Source organism: Paenibacillus sp. FSL L8-0663 (assembly GCF_038008125.1).
GTDB classification, from domain to species: domain Bacteria; phylum Bacillota; class Bacilli; order Paenibacillales; family Paenibacillaceae; genus Paenibacillus; species Paenibacillus polymyxa_D.
Genome location: NZ_JBBOYM010000001.1, coordinates 265,674 through 282,350 on the forward strand (window position 1 = coordinate 265,674; position 16,677 = coordinate 282,350).

The window sequence follows — 16,677 nt, forward strand, 5'->3', positions numbered from 1 at the left end:
TTTTATTATTTAGCCTTGGCTAGATGGACTGTCTTATTTAAGCTGTGCTTCCGCTTGTCCTTGAGCATCTTTCAGAACTGCGTCTACATCTTTTCCGTTCAGATAGTTTTGAATTTCAACGGTCATGATATCCTCAATGGCATACGTGTGCAGACCATAATTGACTTTTGGAACTTGTTTAGTCCATTCTGCAAATTTCTTATATACTTTGTCGCCTCCGAAGTACGGATCCTCCACGTCATAAGCTTTACCGCTGGAAGCTGCGTTCAATGAACCGACAATTCCAATTTTGCTCAGCATATCTTGATACAGCTCTGTATCTGTTCCGAATGTTTCTTTCAGGAAATCAGCAGCGGTATCTTGACCGTCCGAGTTAAGGACATACCAGGAGCTGCCGCCGAGGCTGGAAGCATTCACGGATTCAGGTATATTTTTCAGCTTAGGGAAAGGAACAACAGCCCATTTACCGGATTGCGAAGCTTCTGCTTTGATCGAAGGTGTAATCCAGTTACCTGTAGGTACGGAAGCAACTGCACCGCTGTTGAATGCGGCCAAGAACTGACTCCAGTCGGCATTCATTTTAACAATGTTAGCGTCGAACAAGGATTTGTACGTCAAGAGAGCTTCTTTCAGAGCTGGATTACCAGCCAGGTTTGGTGTTTTACCGTCTTCTTTCAGGTACCATGAACCTGCGGTTTGGATCATACCGCGGATCAGACCGAGGTCATTCGGATCTTGAGTCAGCATTTCTTTGCCTGTTTTTTGTTTTACGGCTTTACCAATTTCAATAAATTTGTCCCAATCAATATTGGTCAGGTCCGCTACTTTGTAGCCGGCTTGTTCCAGATAGTCCGTTCTTACATACAGTCCCATAACACCGGAGTCGAATGGAACACCGTACTGCTTGCCATTGTAGCTAGTCGGTCCAATTTTATAATCAGCGAAGTCGGATGCTTTGATCGTGCTGCTCATATCATGGAAAGAATCGGGATAGGCTTGCAGGAAGTTCTGTGCCCGATAATCCTCGATCAGAACCACGTTCGGCAATCCTTTAGTAGATCCGGAGTTAAGGCCGGCATTCATTTTTTGTACGATATCGTTTTGAGCATATTCAACAATGTTTACGGTTACATCTGGGTGTTTGGCAACGTAGCGATCTTTTGCCAGCTTCAGGGCTGCGATATTAAAGTTCGGGTCCCAAGCCCAGACGGTGATTTCTTTTTTGCCTGAATCTGTGGTTGTAGCTGCTTTCTCGGAATTGCTGGAGCATGCGGATAGCAAGATCAAGCTTGCAATCAGCAGAAGGAAAGTCATTTTTTTCATTTTGTTCAACCCCTATTCTTTTTTTATATGTTGCTTGCTAGTTCTAAACTTCTCGAATGAAAGCGGTTACCTCATTTATAAATCTAGTGTACCATCCATACTTTGTCGGTGTTAGGAATATCTTTATACGGATTGGTCTTATTATTATGATTTATGAAAAAAGGTACCGCTTACATTTGTATTTTATTTTGGTTTAGGTATTTTTTTTAGGTTGAACTAAAGTTGTTCACGAAGCGCCACTGCGCGGCCGGATGGTGCTTCCCATCGCTGTTGCTTGTACAGCACCATTCCGCCCACTCCGTTCTTGTTCCACCTTCTTTGTTTAGTTCAGCCTATTTTTTTATGGGGTAGGTGGGGTGGGTTTTACGATCAGTGGGAGGGTCATTCTCACTTTGGTGCCCTCGCCTTTTTTACTGGAGATGGTCACGCCGTATTCTTCTCCATATAAAAGGGTAATGCGGTTGTGCACATTCTGGATGCCGATGCCTGTGAACAGTTGGCGCTTGCTCTTGGGATTCGGCAGTCCGTCTTGCGCCGTATGCCCGTCCAAATCCATACCGTCCCCATCATCGACCACCTCACAGATCAATGTATCCTCCGTTTTGGACACCAATATATAGATGTGGCCTACATTTTTTTCATTAAACGCATGGAAAAAAGAGTTTTCGATAAAAGGCTGAATGATGAGCTTGGGCACATGGTACTCCAGACAATCGGGTGATACAAAATAATTCACTTGTACCCGCTGCCCGTAGCGCACATGGTTAATGAACACATAATTTTGCATGTTGGCCATTTCCTGCTCGATGGTGATTGTTTCACTCACATTGCTGATTGTATTTTGCAGTAAGGAAATGAGCGCATTGATCGTTTCGGCGGCTGTTTCCTTGTTTCCTTTGAGTACCAGCATTTTGATCGAAGCCAGTGTATTGTACAGAAAATGCGGATTGATCTGCCGTTGTAGTGCAGCAAGCTCTGCGTTTCGTTGGCCTTTTTGCGTCTCTAAAAGCTTACGGATATAGTCATTTAGTTCATCCAACATGTAGTTGTAAGCATGACTTAATTGTCTAACCTCATAGCTGCCTGTTACCGGGATATAATTATCAAAATTTTTCTCACGTATGGTCGACATTTGCTTCACCAGTCGAGTCAGGGAACGAATTAGTCGACGGGATATCAGAAAAACGATCACCAAAGCAATCAGTACGATGGCAATGCAGATCCAGACAACGGATTTAACGTCAATAATTTGCCCAATCGCGGCTTGTCTGTCGATCATGTTCACCAGATAAAAATCAAATGAAGGGATATAGTTGGAAAGGAGGATACTCTCCTTATTCATCACATCCGCATTAATGTAGTTCAATCCCTGTTCATTGATTTTTGTGGCATAGCCTAGCAGCTCACTGGAGCGTTGTCCGATCAGGTCCTGGCGGTTGCTTGATACAATTAATCCCGACTTGTCCAAAATAAGCACATCATTGCCGTTGCTCGTGAAATTGTTGTAGAAACGGCGAAATTCAGGCTCTCGGATAGCGATGTAGATCATGCCGTACAGGGTGCCACTGGTCCGCTCCATAAATGGTTTGGAGGCGATGATATAGGGTGTTGGCTTTTGCGCGGTGGTATTCATTTGTTGCTGAAATAATTCAGTATCCAATTGATACATAAGCTGTGCCGGTCGTGCTACACTTTGGGCTGTAATCGCACTGCTTTTAAGCTCTTCCGCAGTTACAGGCCAATAGGATGAGTCAGAGTAAAAGCTCCGACCGTTCAGACCAGTTACAGCGACACCAACATCATAGGCATCGACGTTCGATTTAATTTGCTTCATTTGCTGTGCCATTCCGAAGTAAGTCCTCGCCGAGTTAATCGAGTCAGATTGACCGCCAGTCAGATAGTTCTTGACCGTTCCATTTTCCGAAGCATGGGTTACGGCATTCACGATGGAATCATTGAAGGATTCAAAGCTGGATTGAATCTGGCTGAGTACCTTGGCATTTGTAATACTGAATGTCTCCGCAAAAAGTCGTTCAGACATTCGAATTGTCACCAAAGAGGTCAGCAAGGACACCGCAGTGATGCTGACCACCATAACAATAAAGATTTTGAAGAACAGACCTTGATATTTGATCTTATGCATATATCTTTTCATATTCAATCTCTTTTCTGCTGGCAGATGTGACTTACTCTCTAATAGAGATGCTCCCGGCGGTACTGACTGGGCGAGGAACCCTTCACCTTTTTGAACACTTTGGTAAAATAGCTGGGGTCCGAATAGCCTACCATGCTGCTAATATCCGAAATGGACATCGTCCCCGACCGTAGTAACTCTGCGGCTTTTTCAACCCGAATTTTGTTCAGATACTCGCTAAAACCTTCTGTATGGTGTGCCGTAAAATAACTGGACAAGTAGGAAGGGTTAAAGTGAAAATATTGCCCAAGTGTCGTCAAATTGAGTGTTTCAGCATGATGCTCCTCAATATACTCCAGCAGTTTTTTCATGCTTGCGCTACTTCCCGGCTGTGTCTTGGCCATGATCTGCCTGTTCGCTTCCTCCAAAAAGGCCTCCAGAAGGCGCACAGCTTCATGTACATGAGGGGCATCATTAATTGTTTTGAAATAGGAATATTTCGCCGCATCCAACTCCTTCATATCATACCCCTGATTCCCGAGCAAAATCGTAATGTTGAACACGATATTTCCAAGAAGCGATTTGAATTCAAAAGCGGTAGAGGTATAGTTACCGGACATGGCGGCTACATAGGACCTCAAATCCTGAAAAGCTGTATCAAAATGCTCACGCTTCATCTCTTCTGTAAATTGTTTTAAGTTAAACGAGCTGTTCACTTGTACAGGCTGAGGGAGTTCGTCTTCTATTAACAGCGCTGTTCCTGGGAAATAAAAGCGGTAACTCAGCAGTTTTGGCAGTTCATCCTGATAGACGTCACTAATCTGATTGAACTCATCAAATAAATGGCTAACTGCCCAGCCTGTCTGTGGATCGACTCGCTTTGTCTCCTGAGCAACTTCCCTAACCGCAGCCATCCAGGCGTCTACTTCCCGTGGATCAAGATTGGCTAAAAACACAGCCGCATAGGCATCAGACGGCAGTTGTCGCAGTACGATGCGCTCACAGGCAGAGGATACTCGATCTGTAAGCTTGGAAAATAGGTCCGAGGCAGAGATGGAGCGCCCTTTATCCTGCTGTACCGACTGTTCTATACCTATGAGCGCAAAACGAGTATAAGGGAATGCTTGCTTCAGCAGCTCGGCGTCATAGTCCATGCTATACCCGGAGATCAGCTTTTCGATCACATGATCTATCGTAATTTGACTATTCCCAGCATCCGCCTGATATTGAATGGATGGAATTTTGCGAGCGGTTCTCTGGAGGACTTGGAGTAGTTCATCCGTGTCCAGCTTGGGCTTTAAAATATAGTCAGCAACCCCTTGTTGAAAGGTGGATCGCACGTAATTAAATTCACCGTAACTGCTAAGCACGATGACTTCAATATCTGGATAATTCTGTCTGACTATGCGCGTCAGCTCCTCGCCATCCATGATCGGCATCACGATATCTGTAATGACAATATGAGGACGCAAGGCTTCAATCAGCTCCAGCGCCTCTTTCCCGTTGGAGGCCTCACCTACAATTCGAAATCCATACTGTTCCCACGATAAATGGTGTTTAATTCCTTGCCGTACCAATATCTCATCATCCACAATCAAAATGTTGCATAGCTCATTCATGGCAGCACTCTCCGTAATTATACCTATTCGAGGATTTTGCAAAAATCCTGATTCAAAAAAGACCTCCATCACGTGGACGTCATATCATCTGAGGCACATATTTGATAACGCTTCCAACTTAGCTTGAATCTAAAGCATTTAACCTTTACATGCTAACATAAACCACACGGGGATTCCAAAAAAAATTAGTCCAAATGGCATATAAAATAACAAAAAAGGCAGCCGAGAAAACCTCGACAGCCTTAAACAACCGGGATTACCTTATACAGTACCCCAAGTCCGATCTCCTGCCAAATATTTTTCAGTCAAAATAGACAGCAGTTGAATGCCAACCTCATTGTGTCCTCCCTCAGGAAGGATCAGGTCAGCGTATTTCTTGGAAGGCTCAATAAATGCCTCATGCATCGGCTTAACCGTAGTCAGATAGTGATCGTGGATCGAATGGATGGTGCGGCCGCGTTCCTCAATATCGCGAAGAACCCGACGGAGAATACGCACATCAGGGTCCGTATCCACAAATACTTTGATGTCAAGCAGGCTGCGGAGCTTTTCGTCTGACAGTACGTGCAGACCCTCCAACATAACGATATGATTTGGCAGAAGCTCTACCGTCTCGTCCGTGGAGCGGGCATGAACCGTAAAATCATACACGGGCGCTTGTGTCGCTTGTCCTTTTTTCAGACATTGGAGATGCTCAATAAGCAATTCGTTGTCAAAGGCAAACGGATGATCATAATTGACCAATGCACGTTCATCATAGCTCAGATGTGAATGGTCTTTATAATAGTTATCCTGAGATATGAAAGTCACTTTATTAGATCCCAGACGCTCAACGACGGCGCGTGCTACCGTCGATTTACCGGAACCTGTACCGCCGGCAATACCAATAATAAGCATGGCGTTTCACTTACCCTTCCCTAAATGTATCCCGATACAACTCAAGTATTGTAGCACAATGCACACTTTTTTTCATCACTGTTGAACTTTGTATTTCTTCCATTTCCGTATCTTGGCTCTGAATGTTTTAAACGGTGCCACCGAGTTGATGTGAATCCATCTTGCCATGGGCCAGTTTGGATTCGTACCCGTCCAGTTGTGAACGCCTTGAGTGAAGAGCTCTTCGTGGCTAAGTGTGTCGATCCAATCCAGCCACTTTTGCTCAGTCAACTTGAACATATCGCGTAATTCGCGTAAAGATTGGTGGGAGTAAGTCTTGTAAAATGATTGATATAGTTCGCCTAGTCTGTTCCATTTATAATTGGGGGCGGGCATGATGACGGTTTTTCCTTCCCGTTCGTCTCTGTCCCATGTCATGACAAGATGAAGCCATCCGAGCTGGTAGGCAATCATCTCTGCGGGTGTTTTATCTACTTCAGGGATACGAATATCTTTTTGGCTCTCGTCGATCTCCTGAAACTCACCGTCAAATCGTAAATAGGAGGCATGAATGGCTTCCTTTAACTCCGATTTGGAAGCGTAGTCGTAGCTGGACATCTCATCGCTCCTTTAAATGATATGGATGATACTCACCCCTTTATATGTACCATTCCCAATATGACAACTGTATGTCTTATTCAAAAATAAAAAAATATCGTTTTTTGTGATTTTATGAAACAGAATTTGGCGTGTTCACGAAACAGGATGCAAAATTAATTGAAAAATTAAGACAAAAGATAAGTAATTAGACATATTTTAATATATATTTAAATGCCTATAATTATTGGAGTATAGCGTTTGAGGGCCCTCATTGGTGTTGGGATATTATTCTCTTCATCAGTACGTTATATACCGTTGGGGCAGGTCATGTCCGATGAACGGTGCAACCTTTGCTTTAGTATTCATGAATCTAACCAAGAAGGGGATTGTTATATGAAATCGAGTTTGCTAAGAAAATGTGCAAGTGTAATGTTAAGCAGTACGTTGGTACTGTCTTTATCATTACCGTTGCTAGGTCATGCACATGCGGATGGGAATTTACAGATAAGTGATGATTTCGAACAAGGAAAAGCTCAAGGCTGGACCGCGGATTCGGGGAACTGGTCTGTGGTCAAGGATGGGAATGGCTCTACATACCAGCAATCTAGTCGAAGCGAAAGCCATTCCGTTAAGGGTAATGCCTCATGGACGAACTATAGCGTGCAAGCAGATGTATATGTAAATGATTTTAATGGCTCCAATCGAGTCTACGTTGCAGGTAGATACACAGATTCCAACAACTTCTACGCAGCATCGTTGTACAACAAGAATGACGGAGCGCTTGAGATTCGAAAAAAAGTCAAAGGCTCTATGAAGACACTGGCTACCAATAAAAAATACAAACTGGACACGAATACATGGTACAGAGTTAAGCTGGAACTATCCGGTTCGGAAATCAAAATGTATGTCAATGATCAACTGGAGCTGTCCGCAATAGACACCAGCCTCACTGCTGGAGCCATTGGTTTGGTGACCTCCAAAGCAGCTGCCGAATTCGATAATGTGATTGTATCCGGTGCTTCTTCTGAGGTAGATCCAGGAACATTGCCTGTGAAACCAACACCAGGTACAGAAAAACCGACTCCTGAAGTGGACCCTGATGTAACCTCTAGAAATAACTATAATTTGACTGGCTTTTCGTATGGTAATACAGGTGGTGGCAACATTGCGGATACAAATGCCAACTACAAAAAAGTTTACAACGCTGTAGATCTCAACGAAGCACTGAAGAAAGGCAGCAAGGTCAAAGTGATTGAGATTATGAACGATCTTGATCTCGGTTGGAATGAAATTCCTAGTGCTGCCAGAGTGATGCCTTTTAGTGCCAACAATCCTGTACAGACGCATCCTGTTCTGAAAAAGACGGGTGTGAGCAAAGTCTATATCGAAAATATGAATGGGGTTACGATTTTCTCGGCCAATGGTGCGAAAATCAAACATGCCGGCTTTGTTATCAAAAGAAGCTCCAATTTGATTTTCCGTAACCTCGAATTTGATGAACTTTGGGAGTGGGATGAAGCAACCAAAGGGAACTATGACAAGAATGACTGGGACTATATTACTGTCGAAGGTGCAAGCTCCAAGGTATGGATCGACCATTGCACATTTAACAAAGCCTATGATGGTCTGGTAGATGTGAAAAAAGGTAGTAACGGAGTTACGATTTCCTGGTCTTTGTTCAAAGGAGATGACCGCAGCTCCAACAGCTGGGTAACCCAACAAGTCAACGCGATGGAAGCAGACAAGTCTTCCTATCCTATGTACGCTTATCTGAGAAGCAGTGCAGTAGGCATGAGTAAAGAAGATATCATTGATATTGCAGCAGGACAAAAGAAGGCGCATCTGATCGGTGCTACGGAAATGGCAGGCGACAATGCGGATTTGGAAGTGACGCTGCATCATAATTACTACCTGGATATTCAGGACCGTATGCCACGTTTGCGTGGTGGTAATGCTCATGCATATAACATCGTTATGGACGATGCCGGATTGGCCAGAGCCAAAAAAAGAATTACTTCTGACATGGCTAAAGCAATTGCCGCAAAGGGATACCATTTTGATGTCGTGGGTAATGGTGCAATTTCAACAGAAAACGGCGCGGTATTGCTAGAAAAGTCTTATTTAATTGATGTGTTTTCTCCAGTGCGTAATAATCAAAAAGATCCTAACAAAGCGGATTACACAGGTAAAATCAAAGCCGAAGACGTTATCCTTTCCGACAATGGTACCGTATTCAGAGGAGGCAGTGAAGCTGCGAATAGCCCGTTAGCCCCTTATCCTGCGAAGGCCAAGGGCTTCTCTTGGAATGGGTTCACAACGTTGCCATACAGCTATACTGCCGAAGACCCTGCTAACCTGGTTGCTCAATTGCAGGCCAAGGATGGAGCGGGTGCAGGCAAGCTGAACTGGTCGAGTGAAAACTGGCTCAAAACGGTGTACAATACAGCCGCTACGAAAGATGCAATAGTGGAAGAAGATTCCGAATAGGTAGGCATATAAAAAAGCAGCCAGGACAGATATGCTCTGTTTCTGGTTGCTTTTTTGGTTACCCACGTTTAGGCTGCGTTCGGTATGAGCTTAACCAATAACGACAAATGAGGATACGCCAGCAGGTACGGATCTAACGCGGAATAATACTCCATCATCTCTAAAAGTACGCAGAATATAAGGCTGGTTCGTAGGTGTGCGGACTCTGTTGAATCGGGCAGTACCAAAGCGGTCGAAGCCTGCAGCTTGCACAAAGGTTCCATCTAAACGCCGGAGTGTTGCAAAAAATCCAGACGTGTTAAAAGGTACACCATCATTGTTAGCCCAGATAACTGTAAATCTACGAAGGGTTTGTGTTGGACTCACATTGCGATATCTCGTAACAGGAACCTTTCTGCCCGTAGATTTCAGCGTTTGTGGAGGACGAATGGCCACTTCAAATCAACTCCTTTGTTGTGATGAGATAGTAAATGCACACAAAGGAGTTTTGGACCGTGCTATAAACTACTGCTTCTTAAAAATAGGTATATATTGAACTTGGGACATCATTATGCCCACTCGCGCCGTAGCGTAAAGAGGTCTTTTAACGCGTCTGTAGACAGCTCAGTAATCCAGCCTTCGGTACTGGTTATGATTTGGTCGCTAAGCTGCTGCTTGCTCTCCAGCATTTCATCAATGCGTTCCTCGAGCGTGCCGAGCGAGATAAATTTGTGCACCTGTACATCCTTCGTTTGTCCCATCCGATAGGCTCGGTCTGTGGCCTGATTTTCAACAGCCGGATTCCACCAGCGATCAAAGTGAAAGACGTGGTTGGCTGCCGTCAGATTCAGACCCACCCCCCCGGCTTTGAGCGACAAAATAAACACGGATGGCTGCTCGGCAGGGGGGAGCGTGTGAGATTGGAATTGATCAATCATTCGGTCACGCGCCGTTTTGGACGTGCTACCGTTCAGATAGAGCACAGGCTCTTGCAGCTCCTGAGCGAGTACCCGCTGGAGCATCTGCCCCATACCAATATACTGTGTAAAAATAAGGCAGCGCTCGCCCTCCTCCCGCAGTTCCTTGACCATAGCCAGAATGCGCTCTAGCTTGGATGAACGGCTAATGACCGTCTCAAGATCGGACGGACTATAACCGGAAGCCGCTGCATCCGGGAGTGCCTCCTTGGTTAAGAGGGCTGGGTGGTCGCAAAGCTGCTTCAACTGGGTAAGGGCGGATAAAATGGCTCCTTTCCGTTCAATCCCTTCCAGCTTCTGCATCCGTTCCATCAACTCTTTGACAATCTGGTCATAGAGCGCGCCCTGCTCAGAGGTCAGATGAATGTAGGTTTTCATCTCATTCTTGTCAGGCAAATCAAGCTGTATAGCAGGGTCCTTCTTCTTGCGCCGCAGCATGAAAGGCTGAACCAGCTTTTGCAAATCTAATGTGCGCTGCTCGTTATGTTCCTTCTCAATAGCATTCATAAAACGATTGCTAAAGGCGCGTGAGCTGCCCAGATAACCTGGATTGATAAAATCATAAATGGACCACAGCTCGGACAATCGATTTTCAATAGGTGTCCCGGTCAACGCAATCCGATGACGTGCAGGAAAGCTGCGCACGGCTGTGGATTGCTTGGTTTGCGCATTTTTAATGTTTTGCGCTTCATCCAGGCAGACCGAATCCCAGGTCATGCTTTGTAGCAGCTCTTGATCCAGGGTTGCCGTAGCAAAGGAGGTCAGGATGACATCAGCCTGCTCTACTTCTTCACGGAACAAGTCTCCCTGCTTCCGCCTGCTTCCATAGTGCAGCATCACCTTCAATGAAGGGGCGAAGCGGCTGAGTTCCTTCTGCCAGTTGCCCAGCACCGACGTCGGGCAAATCAGCAGCGAACTGGAGCGGACACCCGTCTCAGCGGCAATTTCCTGTAAGTGCAGTAGATAAGTAATAAACTGCACCGTTTTACCAAGTCCCATGTCATCGGCCAGACAGGCCCCCAGTCCAAAACGCCGTAAAAAGGCAAGCCATGCGTACCCGTCCCTCTGATACGTCCGCAGCTCGGCTTGCAGCCCGTCCGGCACGTCCAATGCAGGCCATTCTGACTGCCGTCCGAGCTGGCTGATCAGCTTCAGCAGATGGGCATTCAGCTCGACTTCCAGCCGGAAGCGTGCCGCATCCTCCGGCTGCTCACTCGAGGCGTCGCCTTCAGGATCGTCGGCGTTGCCGAGCAGGTGCAGCTGCAGGATGTCCTGAAAGGACAATCCCTGAGCGCTGTCGATCCCGGCCATAGCCCGGCGGATCTGCGCCAGCAGCGCGGGGTCGAGCGCGATCCATTGCCCGCGGAAGCGCACCAAGCGCTCGTTGCGAGCGACCAGCTCGGCGAATTCCGACTCGCTCAGATCGGCATCGCCAATGGCAACGCGCCAATCGAACTGGACAATCGAGTCCAGTCCGAACAGCGAGCTGCCCTTCGTGCGCTCTCCCGCCCCTTCGCCCGGGCGTACCTTGGCCCGCAGCTTCGGCTTCTTGCGGGTAGCTGCCTCCCACCAAGCCGGGAGCAGCACTTGCCAACCGCTTTCCAGCAGACGCTGGCTGTCGGTCGTCAGGAATTGCCACGCCGCTTCGTCGGAGAGCGGGCGATTCAGCACGTCATCACGGCTTCCGGCACGCTGCCCGGCAGGCAAAATCGAGGTCAAGCCTTCTAGCCACCCGGCTGAGCGCTCACGGACATGTGCTGTCCAGGCATCGGGCCATGAGCCGGATGCGTACCCATCATCGGCGAGCTGTACAGACACCAGCAACGCCGGGTCTTGCTTGTCCTGCAACACAAGCTTGAGCTGCCAGGACGGCTCGTCGTCCTCCAGCTCTGGCTCCAGCAGTTGCAGAAGCGGCCGAAAGGGCGCGGTATCGGCTTTCCAGCCGATGGCGATGAGCCAGGCCCGCGCGTCTAGACCCGCCGCGGCTGGGCGGTTGGAGGCGAAGAGAATCGGATATTCTCTTCGCAAATCGGCGGCTTCCGCTTCGGTGCCGTACCAGCGTTGAAATACGGCAGCCGAGAACGCCGCTATCAGCCCATCTTGTTCGTCCTTCTCCAAGTTGCCTAGCAAAGCAAGCTCTGCCGGCTGGATGTTTTCCAGTGCTTCCGCATCCCATTCCCATTGCAGCTTCCCTGCCTGGAACGCCGTGAAGCTGGGCACATAGGCTTTCGCTTCAATACAGTGAGCAAGCGAAGGGATCAGCTGAAGCCATGGGGCATGGGCCTCGTCCCAGATCCATTCGATATGCTTTAGAAGCTCGCGCTCTGCCAGAAAAGGAATCACCTGCTCCGAAGGCAGCAGGATAATATCCGTGTCTTGAACATGTTGAATCTCCAGCTCGGTGCCATAAAACGAAGCCTCATGCCAAGCAAACAAACGCTGCTTCAGAATTTGGCCGGAAATGCTATAGTTCATGGAGGAATCGCCATAGATCAGCGCGTCTCCATAGGTAGTTAATTGGATATGCACGGTAATCGTTTCGGTATATTGACTCATGATAACAATTTCCCTTTCCGCAATTCCTCCTGTAGCGCCCGCAGGCGGCTATGACGGCTGGTGAAGGTCGTAAAGAACAGCTCCCAGCGTGATTCTTGCTTCATTTTCTTGTACAGCTTGAACAGCCGCTTTAATAGCTTGACTGCTGCTTTATAGCTGGATCTGTTTTTTTCTAGCACATAGCGTTCTACCGCTTGATGGTAAAAGGGGAGTAGTAACTCAGGCGCGTTCTTTTCAATGGGCTGTAACACGCTCACTCGAAAACTCAAAGGTTCACTGCGTATGCTTAGCTGATAGTCGATCCATGACCGCCATTTCTCGTGAGCAAGCAGTGCCTCTTCATACATTCCTCCGGCAAATGGAAGCATACCCACCAGCGTGTCCCACATGTCCTGCTCCGCTTCTGGAAGGTGCTGCAAAACCACATCCCAATCATGCATATAATCCTGTAAATGGTCATCCCGATGACTGTGAAGCAGGGGACCGATATGCCGCAGCCCGTCCTTGAGGCGTGCCCAATTCTCAGCTTTACGCAACGCCTGTAAGAACAAAAGCAATTGGTTGGAAGAGATTTTTAGTGGAAAAGCTCGTTCCGCTTCCTGAAGAAGTACCCAGGCTTCATTATCCTGCGATTGGAAAATATGCATCCAGCTGCGAGCCAACATCCACGGAAGCCTTGCTAAAGTAGTGCCGAGATCCTCCTCAGCCGCCTGCAAATGCTGTAATTCCTCCGTATATATGCTGGCGTCCTGTCTTACGGGATGCACCCAGTACAGCCAAAACTGATAATACGCGTCTGAAAAATAAGTACCGTTACGCGATTCTGTCAGCATTTTTCGGCGTAAATAGGCTAAGGTTTCTGCCATACGGGCTTCTTGCATCGGTTCATCGGTCAGCTCCAGTGGACTCTCAAAATCACGCTCGATCGCTTCTTTAAGCTCATCGGCAGCAATTTGCGTGTAATACCCCATATAGGTATGAGAGGGATAGCCTGGCATGGAAGACTGAGGTACCAGCTTTTCCAGCACACGCAGATGAGCATGCAGTCCGTATAGCTGTTGCATGCCGGGTGAAAGCGGCGGCTTCACAGCATAGATCGAGGCTAAAGCGCTTTGGACAAATTGGGAGTTTTGTGTGTTTACATGGTTAAGGGCGATACACTGATCGAACAGATCATGCCACTCTGAAATGGGCATGTCCGGTATTTTACTTGCAGTTTTACTGAGGGCGTTTCTTGTTGTTTCCTTGTGATCCGGTAAAAGATTCGACCGGGAAGGAGGTGTGTTACGCGTGTCAGCTTTTGTCGCCAATCGAGTGAATCCCGCCGAATGAGCGTTCACTAAAGCATGTACAGAACGTTCCTGTTCATTCGCGTAATTCAGTAGTACGGCGATCATATGCTTGCAGTTGGCGTGGACAGGGCATGTACATCTGCTGGCAGCAAAAGCGCTCAAGTGGAGATCCACCTCGTATAGCTCGCTTCCATCCACGACAGCTGCAATATGATCGGCATCAGGCATTGCGAATTCTTTTACCTTTCCTTGCTTAAAATATTGGAAACCTCGTTTGATCGTCACATCATTAAAATGGTCAGCCACGTTTTGAATAAGCTGTTGCCACTGTATATCATCCATAAGATAGGTTGGTTTCATATGCATTAGTCTCCTAAGAGAGAATAGTTGATCTGGTATAGCTTAACTCTTCCATTATATCAGTTCATGAATATAAATTGAGTGGAGGGAGCAGTTGGAAAATTTCGAAGTATAACCGCCAAGTGCAGTAAAAAGCCCTCTTACGCTGTGGCGTAAGAAGGCTTGAGTCTCATCAGCAAGAATGGGGAGGCATTCTCTATTGTTTCCCACCCGGATTCTCTGTTCGATGGAAGACCATAGAGATAACAAGAAGCACCAAGGGTACTACTGCGCATACAGCAATTCCAAAATAACCTATTATTTTATCGAAGTTGCCTATCTCAACAAAATTTTGGGGATACATGCTCAGGCAAAATAATATAATTAACGGGAGATAACAGATATACCCGTTCCACTTTTGGGTGAGCTGGCTGATCCCCGTTACAATATAGAAATAATAGTTTGAGGCGGTCATGAAAATTTTGATCGTCCACAAAATGATAAATAATATTTCAAATCGTTCCAGGAACGCGCCGGGGAATTCAATTTGCTGTGCAAAAGAAACGACTGGCCATTGCAGTCGGGAAACTTCCTCAACTGACATACAGCCGACGACCATCGTTACCATTAAAATATACAAACCCATTGCAATCGAGTAGCCGATTGACCCAGCCTTCCATGCTTTTTGGGGGTGGGTCATCACATTAGTTAATATAAGGATGGATTCAAAACCCAATGTAGAGAAAGGTATAACTTTAAGTGATTCAAAGATCGGTCGCCATCCTTTATGGAAAACAGGGCGCAAATTATCAAGATTGAAATGGTTGACATTAAGAACGACCAACAATAAAAAAACAATAAGGGTTAAAGGGAAAAAAAGTTCGATCAATCGAACCATTGCATGGAGACCGCCCCAGGTCAAATACCCAATAAGCAGAAGAAACGGTAAGAGAATCATACTTATTGGGGTTCTCTCCAGTGCAAGACCTTTGAGGAATTCCGCCATCATTCTACATACAAAAGAGCATATCATCGTGCAATGTACAATAAATGCAATATTGATGAGCAGGCCGATGAATTTACCCGCGATCACAGGATTGAGCTCATAGAACGTCTTCCCTGGAAATCTCCGGCACAGTTTAAAATGGATAAAAACGATGCCTACCCCAAGCAGACTTGCCAGCAAAAGTCCCTGCCACACGTCGGGCGTTTGTGTCTTTTCCGCGATGGTTCTTGGCAAACTGACAATTCCCACAGCGTACACGGTCGAAGTGACTGTAAGTAAGGCTTGAAGGGTAGAGATTTTTTCCTGTTTCATGGAAGGTATGTTGGACATTACTCTTCCTCTCCTTTTGTATAAGCACCTGTTCGTTTAATCTGTACTTCAGCCTGAACATCGATTGGTATTTGACTGAATGTATTTTGCCAATTTTCCTTTACCCGATCCCAGTAAGCGGGATAGTTCACTTTTACTTTTGTGCCAAAACCGACTACATCTGCTCTCATTTCTTTCTGAAGTGTGTTTAGCGATTGGGATATGGTCTGTTTGATTTCATCTTGCGCTGCTTCTTTGGCGGTTCGGATGAATGATTCCTTCAGGAAGTCCACAGAAGTAACCGAGTTTTCGTTTAGCTTGATATCTGTTTTGATACGAACTGTGAATGAGAGATCCTGTCCATTAAGGTGGGGAATAAGTTTACTATGGGCATCCTCAACTTCAAAGACCATGTGTTGTTTCGTCTTTGGGTCCTCAACTTTAATAATGGAACCCTTCGTTTTTCCCAGCATCCAGTTGATCCCGATAACATCCTCTTCGTCCAGCCAATAAGCAAATTTCTTCGTTTTGCCGCTGACCAGAGCTGCTCCTGAGAAGTGATTGCCGTCATTGCTTTCTAGGCATTGAATGAGGAAGTCAGCTCCTTGTGAGATATGTGTAGACATTTCCCCTAATGTTATTCTATAAGGTATTTTTGAGTTGAAATCACTATTTTTGGCCAATGCTTCAAGGTCAATGGAAGGTATCTCTTTATGTTTGCCAATCTTATTGAGCGCTTCTTTCGCATTGCCTTTTACGATCATAACAAGTGATTTTCGACTCGGTTTATAGGAGCGAGTAAACGTATCTAACAATTGGTCGATTCTTGTTTTTTGTATAGCTTGGTCACTAATCAAAATTAAGCGAATAAAACTATATAAAGGAGCACGGGATACCTGCTTGGCCTGTTCCCTGGAAGCAGACTGGATTGAATCTTTGTTAAAGGTTGTTACGTTGCTATACATATTTTTTCTGGATTTCTGCGCTATTAAGTGCTGGTAGGTAAGTTCCAGCATATCCTGCTGATCCGTATCAATGGCGACGCCTTGAATAATACTCAAGTTATCGATCTCTCTGCTATCCCAACAACCGGTGAGGAGAGCAGCACATGCGATCCATGCAGCAAAGCATTTTTGCGCCCATAGGGTTCGACGAAACAGAAAGATGTAAGAGAGCATAG

Annotated in this window: 11 protein-coding genes; 1 reads left to right on the forward strand and 10 read right to left on the reverse strand. The window is 46.3% G+C overall.

Annotated features, from left to right (window positions below):
* Nucleotides 1-33: 33 nt before the first annotated feature.
* The 5 genes from MKY75_RS01145 to MKY75_RS01165 form a co-directional block, all read right to left on the reverse strand.
* Complete coding sequence (locus MKY75_RS01145) at nt 34-1,323, reverse strand: ABC transporter substrate-binding protein (RefSeq protein ID WP_029516911.1); 1,290 nt, start codon at nt 1,321-1,323, stop codon at nt 34-36.
* A 340-nt stretch (nt 1,324-1,663) separates the two neighbouring features.
* The gene (locus MKY75_RS01150) at nt 1,664-3,478 is read right to left on the reverse strand and encodes a cache domain-containing sensor histidine kinase (RefSeq protein WP_029516910.1); all 1,815 of its coding nucleotides are present in this window, start codon (nt 3,476-3,478) and stop codon (nt 1,664-1,666) included.
* A gap of 38 nt (nt 3,479-3,516) precedes the next feature.
* Nucleotides 3,517-5,076, reverse strand: a complete 1,560-nt coding sequence (locus MKY75_RS01155) for a response regulator transcription factor (RefSeq protein WP_318628149.1) — start codon at nt 5,074-5,076, stop codon at nt 3,517-3,519.
* Between the two features lie 261 nt (nt 5,077-5,337).
* Complete coding sequence (udk, locus tag MKY75_RS01160) at nt 5,338-5,973, reverse strand: uridine kinase (RefSeq protein ID WP_013308305.1); 636 nt, start codon at nt 5,971-5,973, stop codon at nt 5,338-5,340.
* Nucleotides 5,974-6,048: 75 nt separating this feature from the next.
* Nucleotides 6,049-6,570 carry a ClbS/DfsB family four-helix bundle protein gene (locus tag MKY75_RS01165; RefSeq protein ID WP_029516908.1) on the reverse strand — a complete coding sequence of 174 codons (522 nt, stop codon included), beginning with the start codon at nt 6,568-6,570 and terminating at the stop codon, nt 6,049-6,051.
* A 375-nt stretch (nt 6,571-6,945) separates the two neighbouring features.
* On the opposite strand from MKY75_RS01165, the gene MKY75_RS01170 reads away from it, so the two are divergent.
* Nucleotides 6,946-9,039: a pectate lyase family protein gene (locus MKY75_RS01170; RefSeq protein ID WP_340884040.1), complete on the forward strand. Its 2,094-nt coding sequence runs from the start codon at nt 6,946-6,948 to the stop codon at nt 9,037-9,039.
* Nucleotides 9,040-9,129: 90 nt separating this feature from the next.
* Here the strand turns inward: MKY75_RS01170 and MKY75_RS01175 are convergent, their stop codons facing one another.
* The 5 genes from MKY75_RS01175 to MKY75_RS01200 form a co-directional block, all read right to left on the reverse strand.
* Nucleotides 9,130-9,474: a hypothetical protein gene (locus MKY75_RS01175; protein WP_016820169.1), complete on the reverse strand. Its 345-nt coding sequence runs from the start codon at nt 9,472-9,474 to the stop codon at nt 9,130-9,132.
* A gap of 113 nt (nt 9,475-9,587) precedes the next feature.
* Nucleotides 9,588-12,551, reverse strand: a complete 2,964-nt coding sequence (locus tag MKY75_RS01180) for a DEAD/DEAH box helicase (RefSeq protein WP_445322232.1) — start codon at nt 12,549-12,551, stop codon at nt 9,588-9,590.
* Nucleotides 12,548-14,203, reverse strand: coding sequence for an SWIM zinc finger family protein (locus MKY75_RS01190; protein WP_340884046.1), 1,656 nt, complete (start codon nt 14,201-14,203; stop codon nt 12,548-12,550). Before MKY75_RS01190 ends, MKY75_RS01180 begins: the two co-directional genes overlap by 4 nt.
* A gap of 196 nt (nt 14,204-14,399) precedes the next feature.
* On the reverse strand, nt 14,400-15,500 hold the full coding sequence (locus tag MKY75_RS01195; RefSeq protein ID WP_340884048.1) for a GerAB/ArcD/ProY family transporter: 1,101 nt from the start codon (nt 15,498-15,500) through the stop codon (nt 14,400-14,402).
* Between the two features lie 17 nt (nt 15,501-15,517).
* Nucleotides 15,518-16,675 carry a Ger(x)C family spore germination protein gene (locus MKY75_RS01200; RefSeq protein WP_340884051.1) on the reverse strand — a complete coding sequence of 386 codons (1,158 nt, stop codon included), beginning with the start codon at nt 16,673-16,675 and terminating at the stop codon, nt 15,518-15,520.
* Nucleotides 16,676-16,677: the final 2 nt, after the last annotated feature.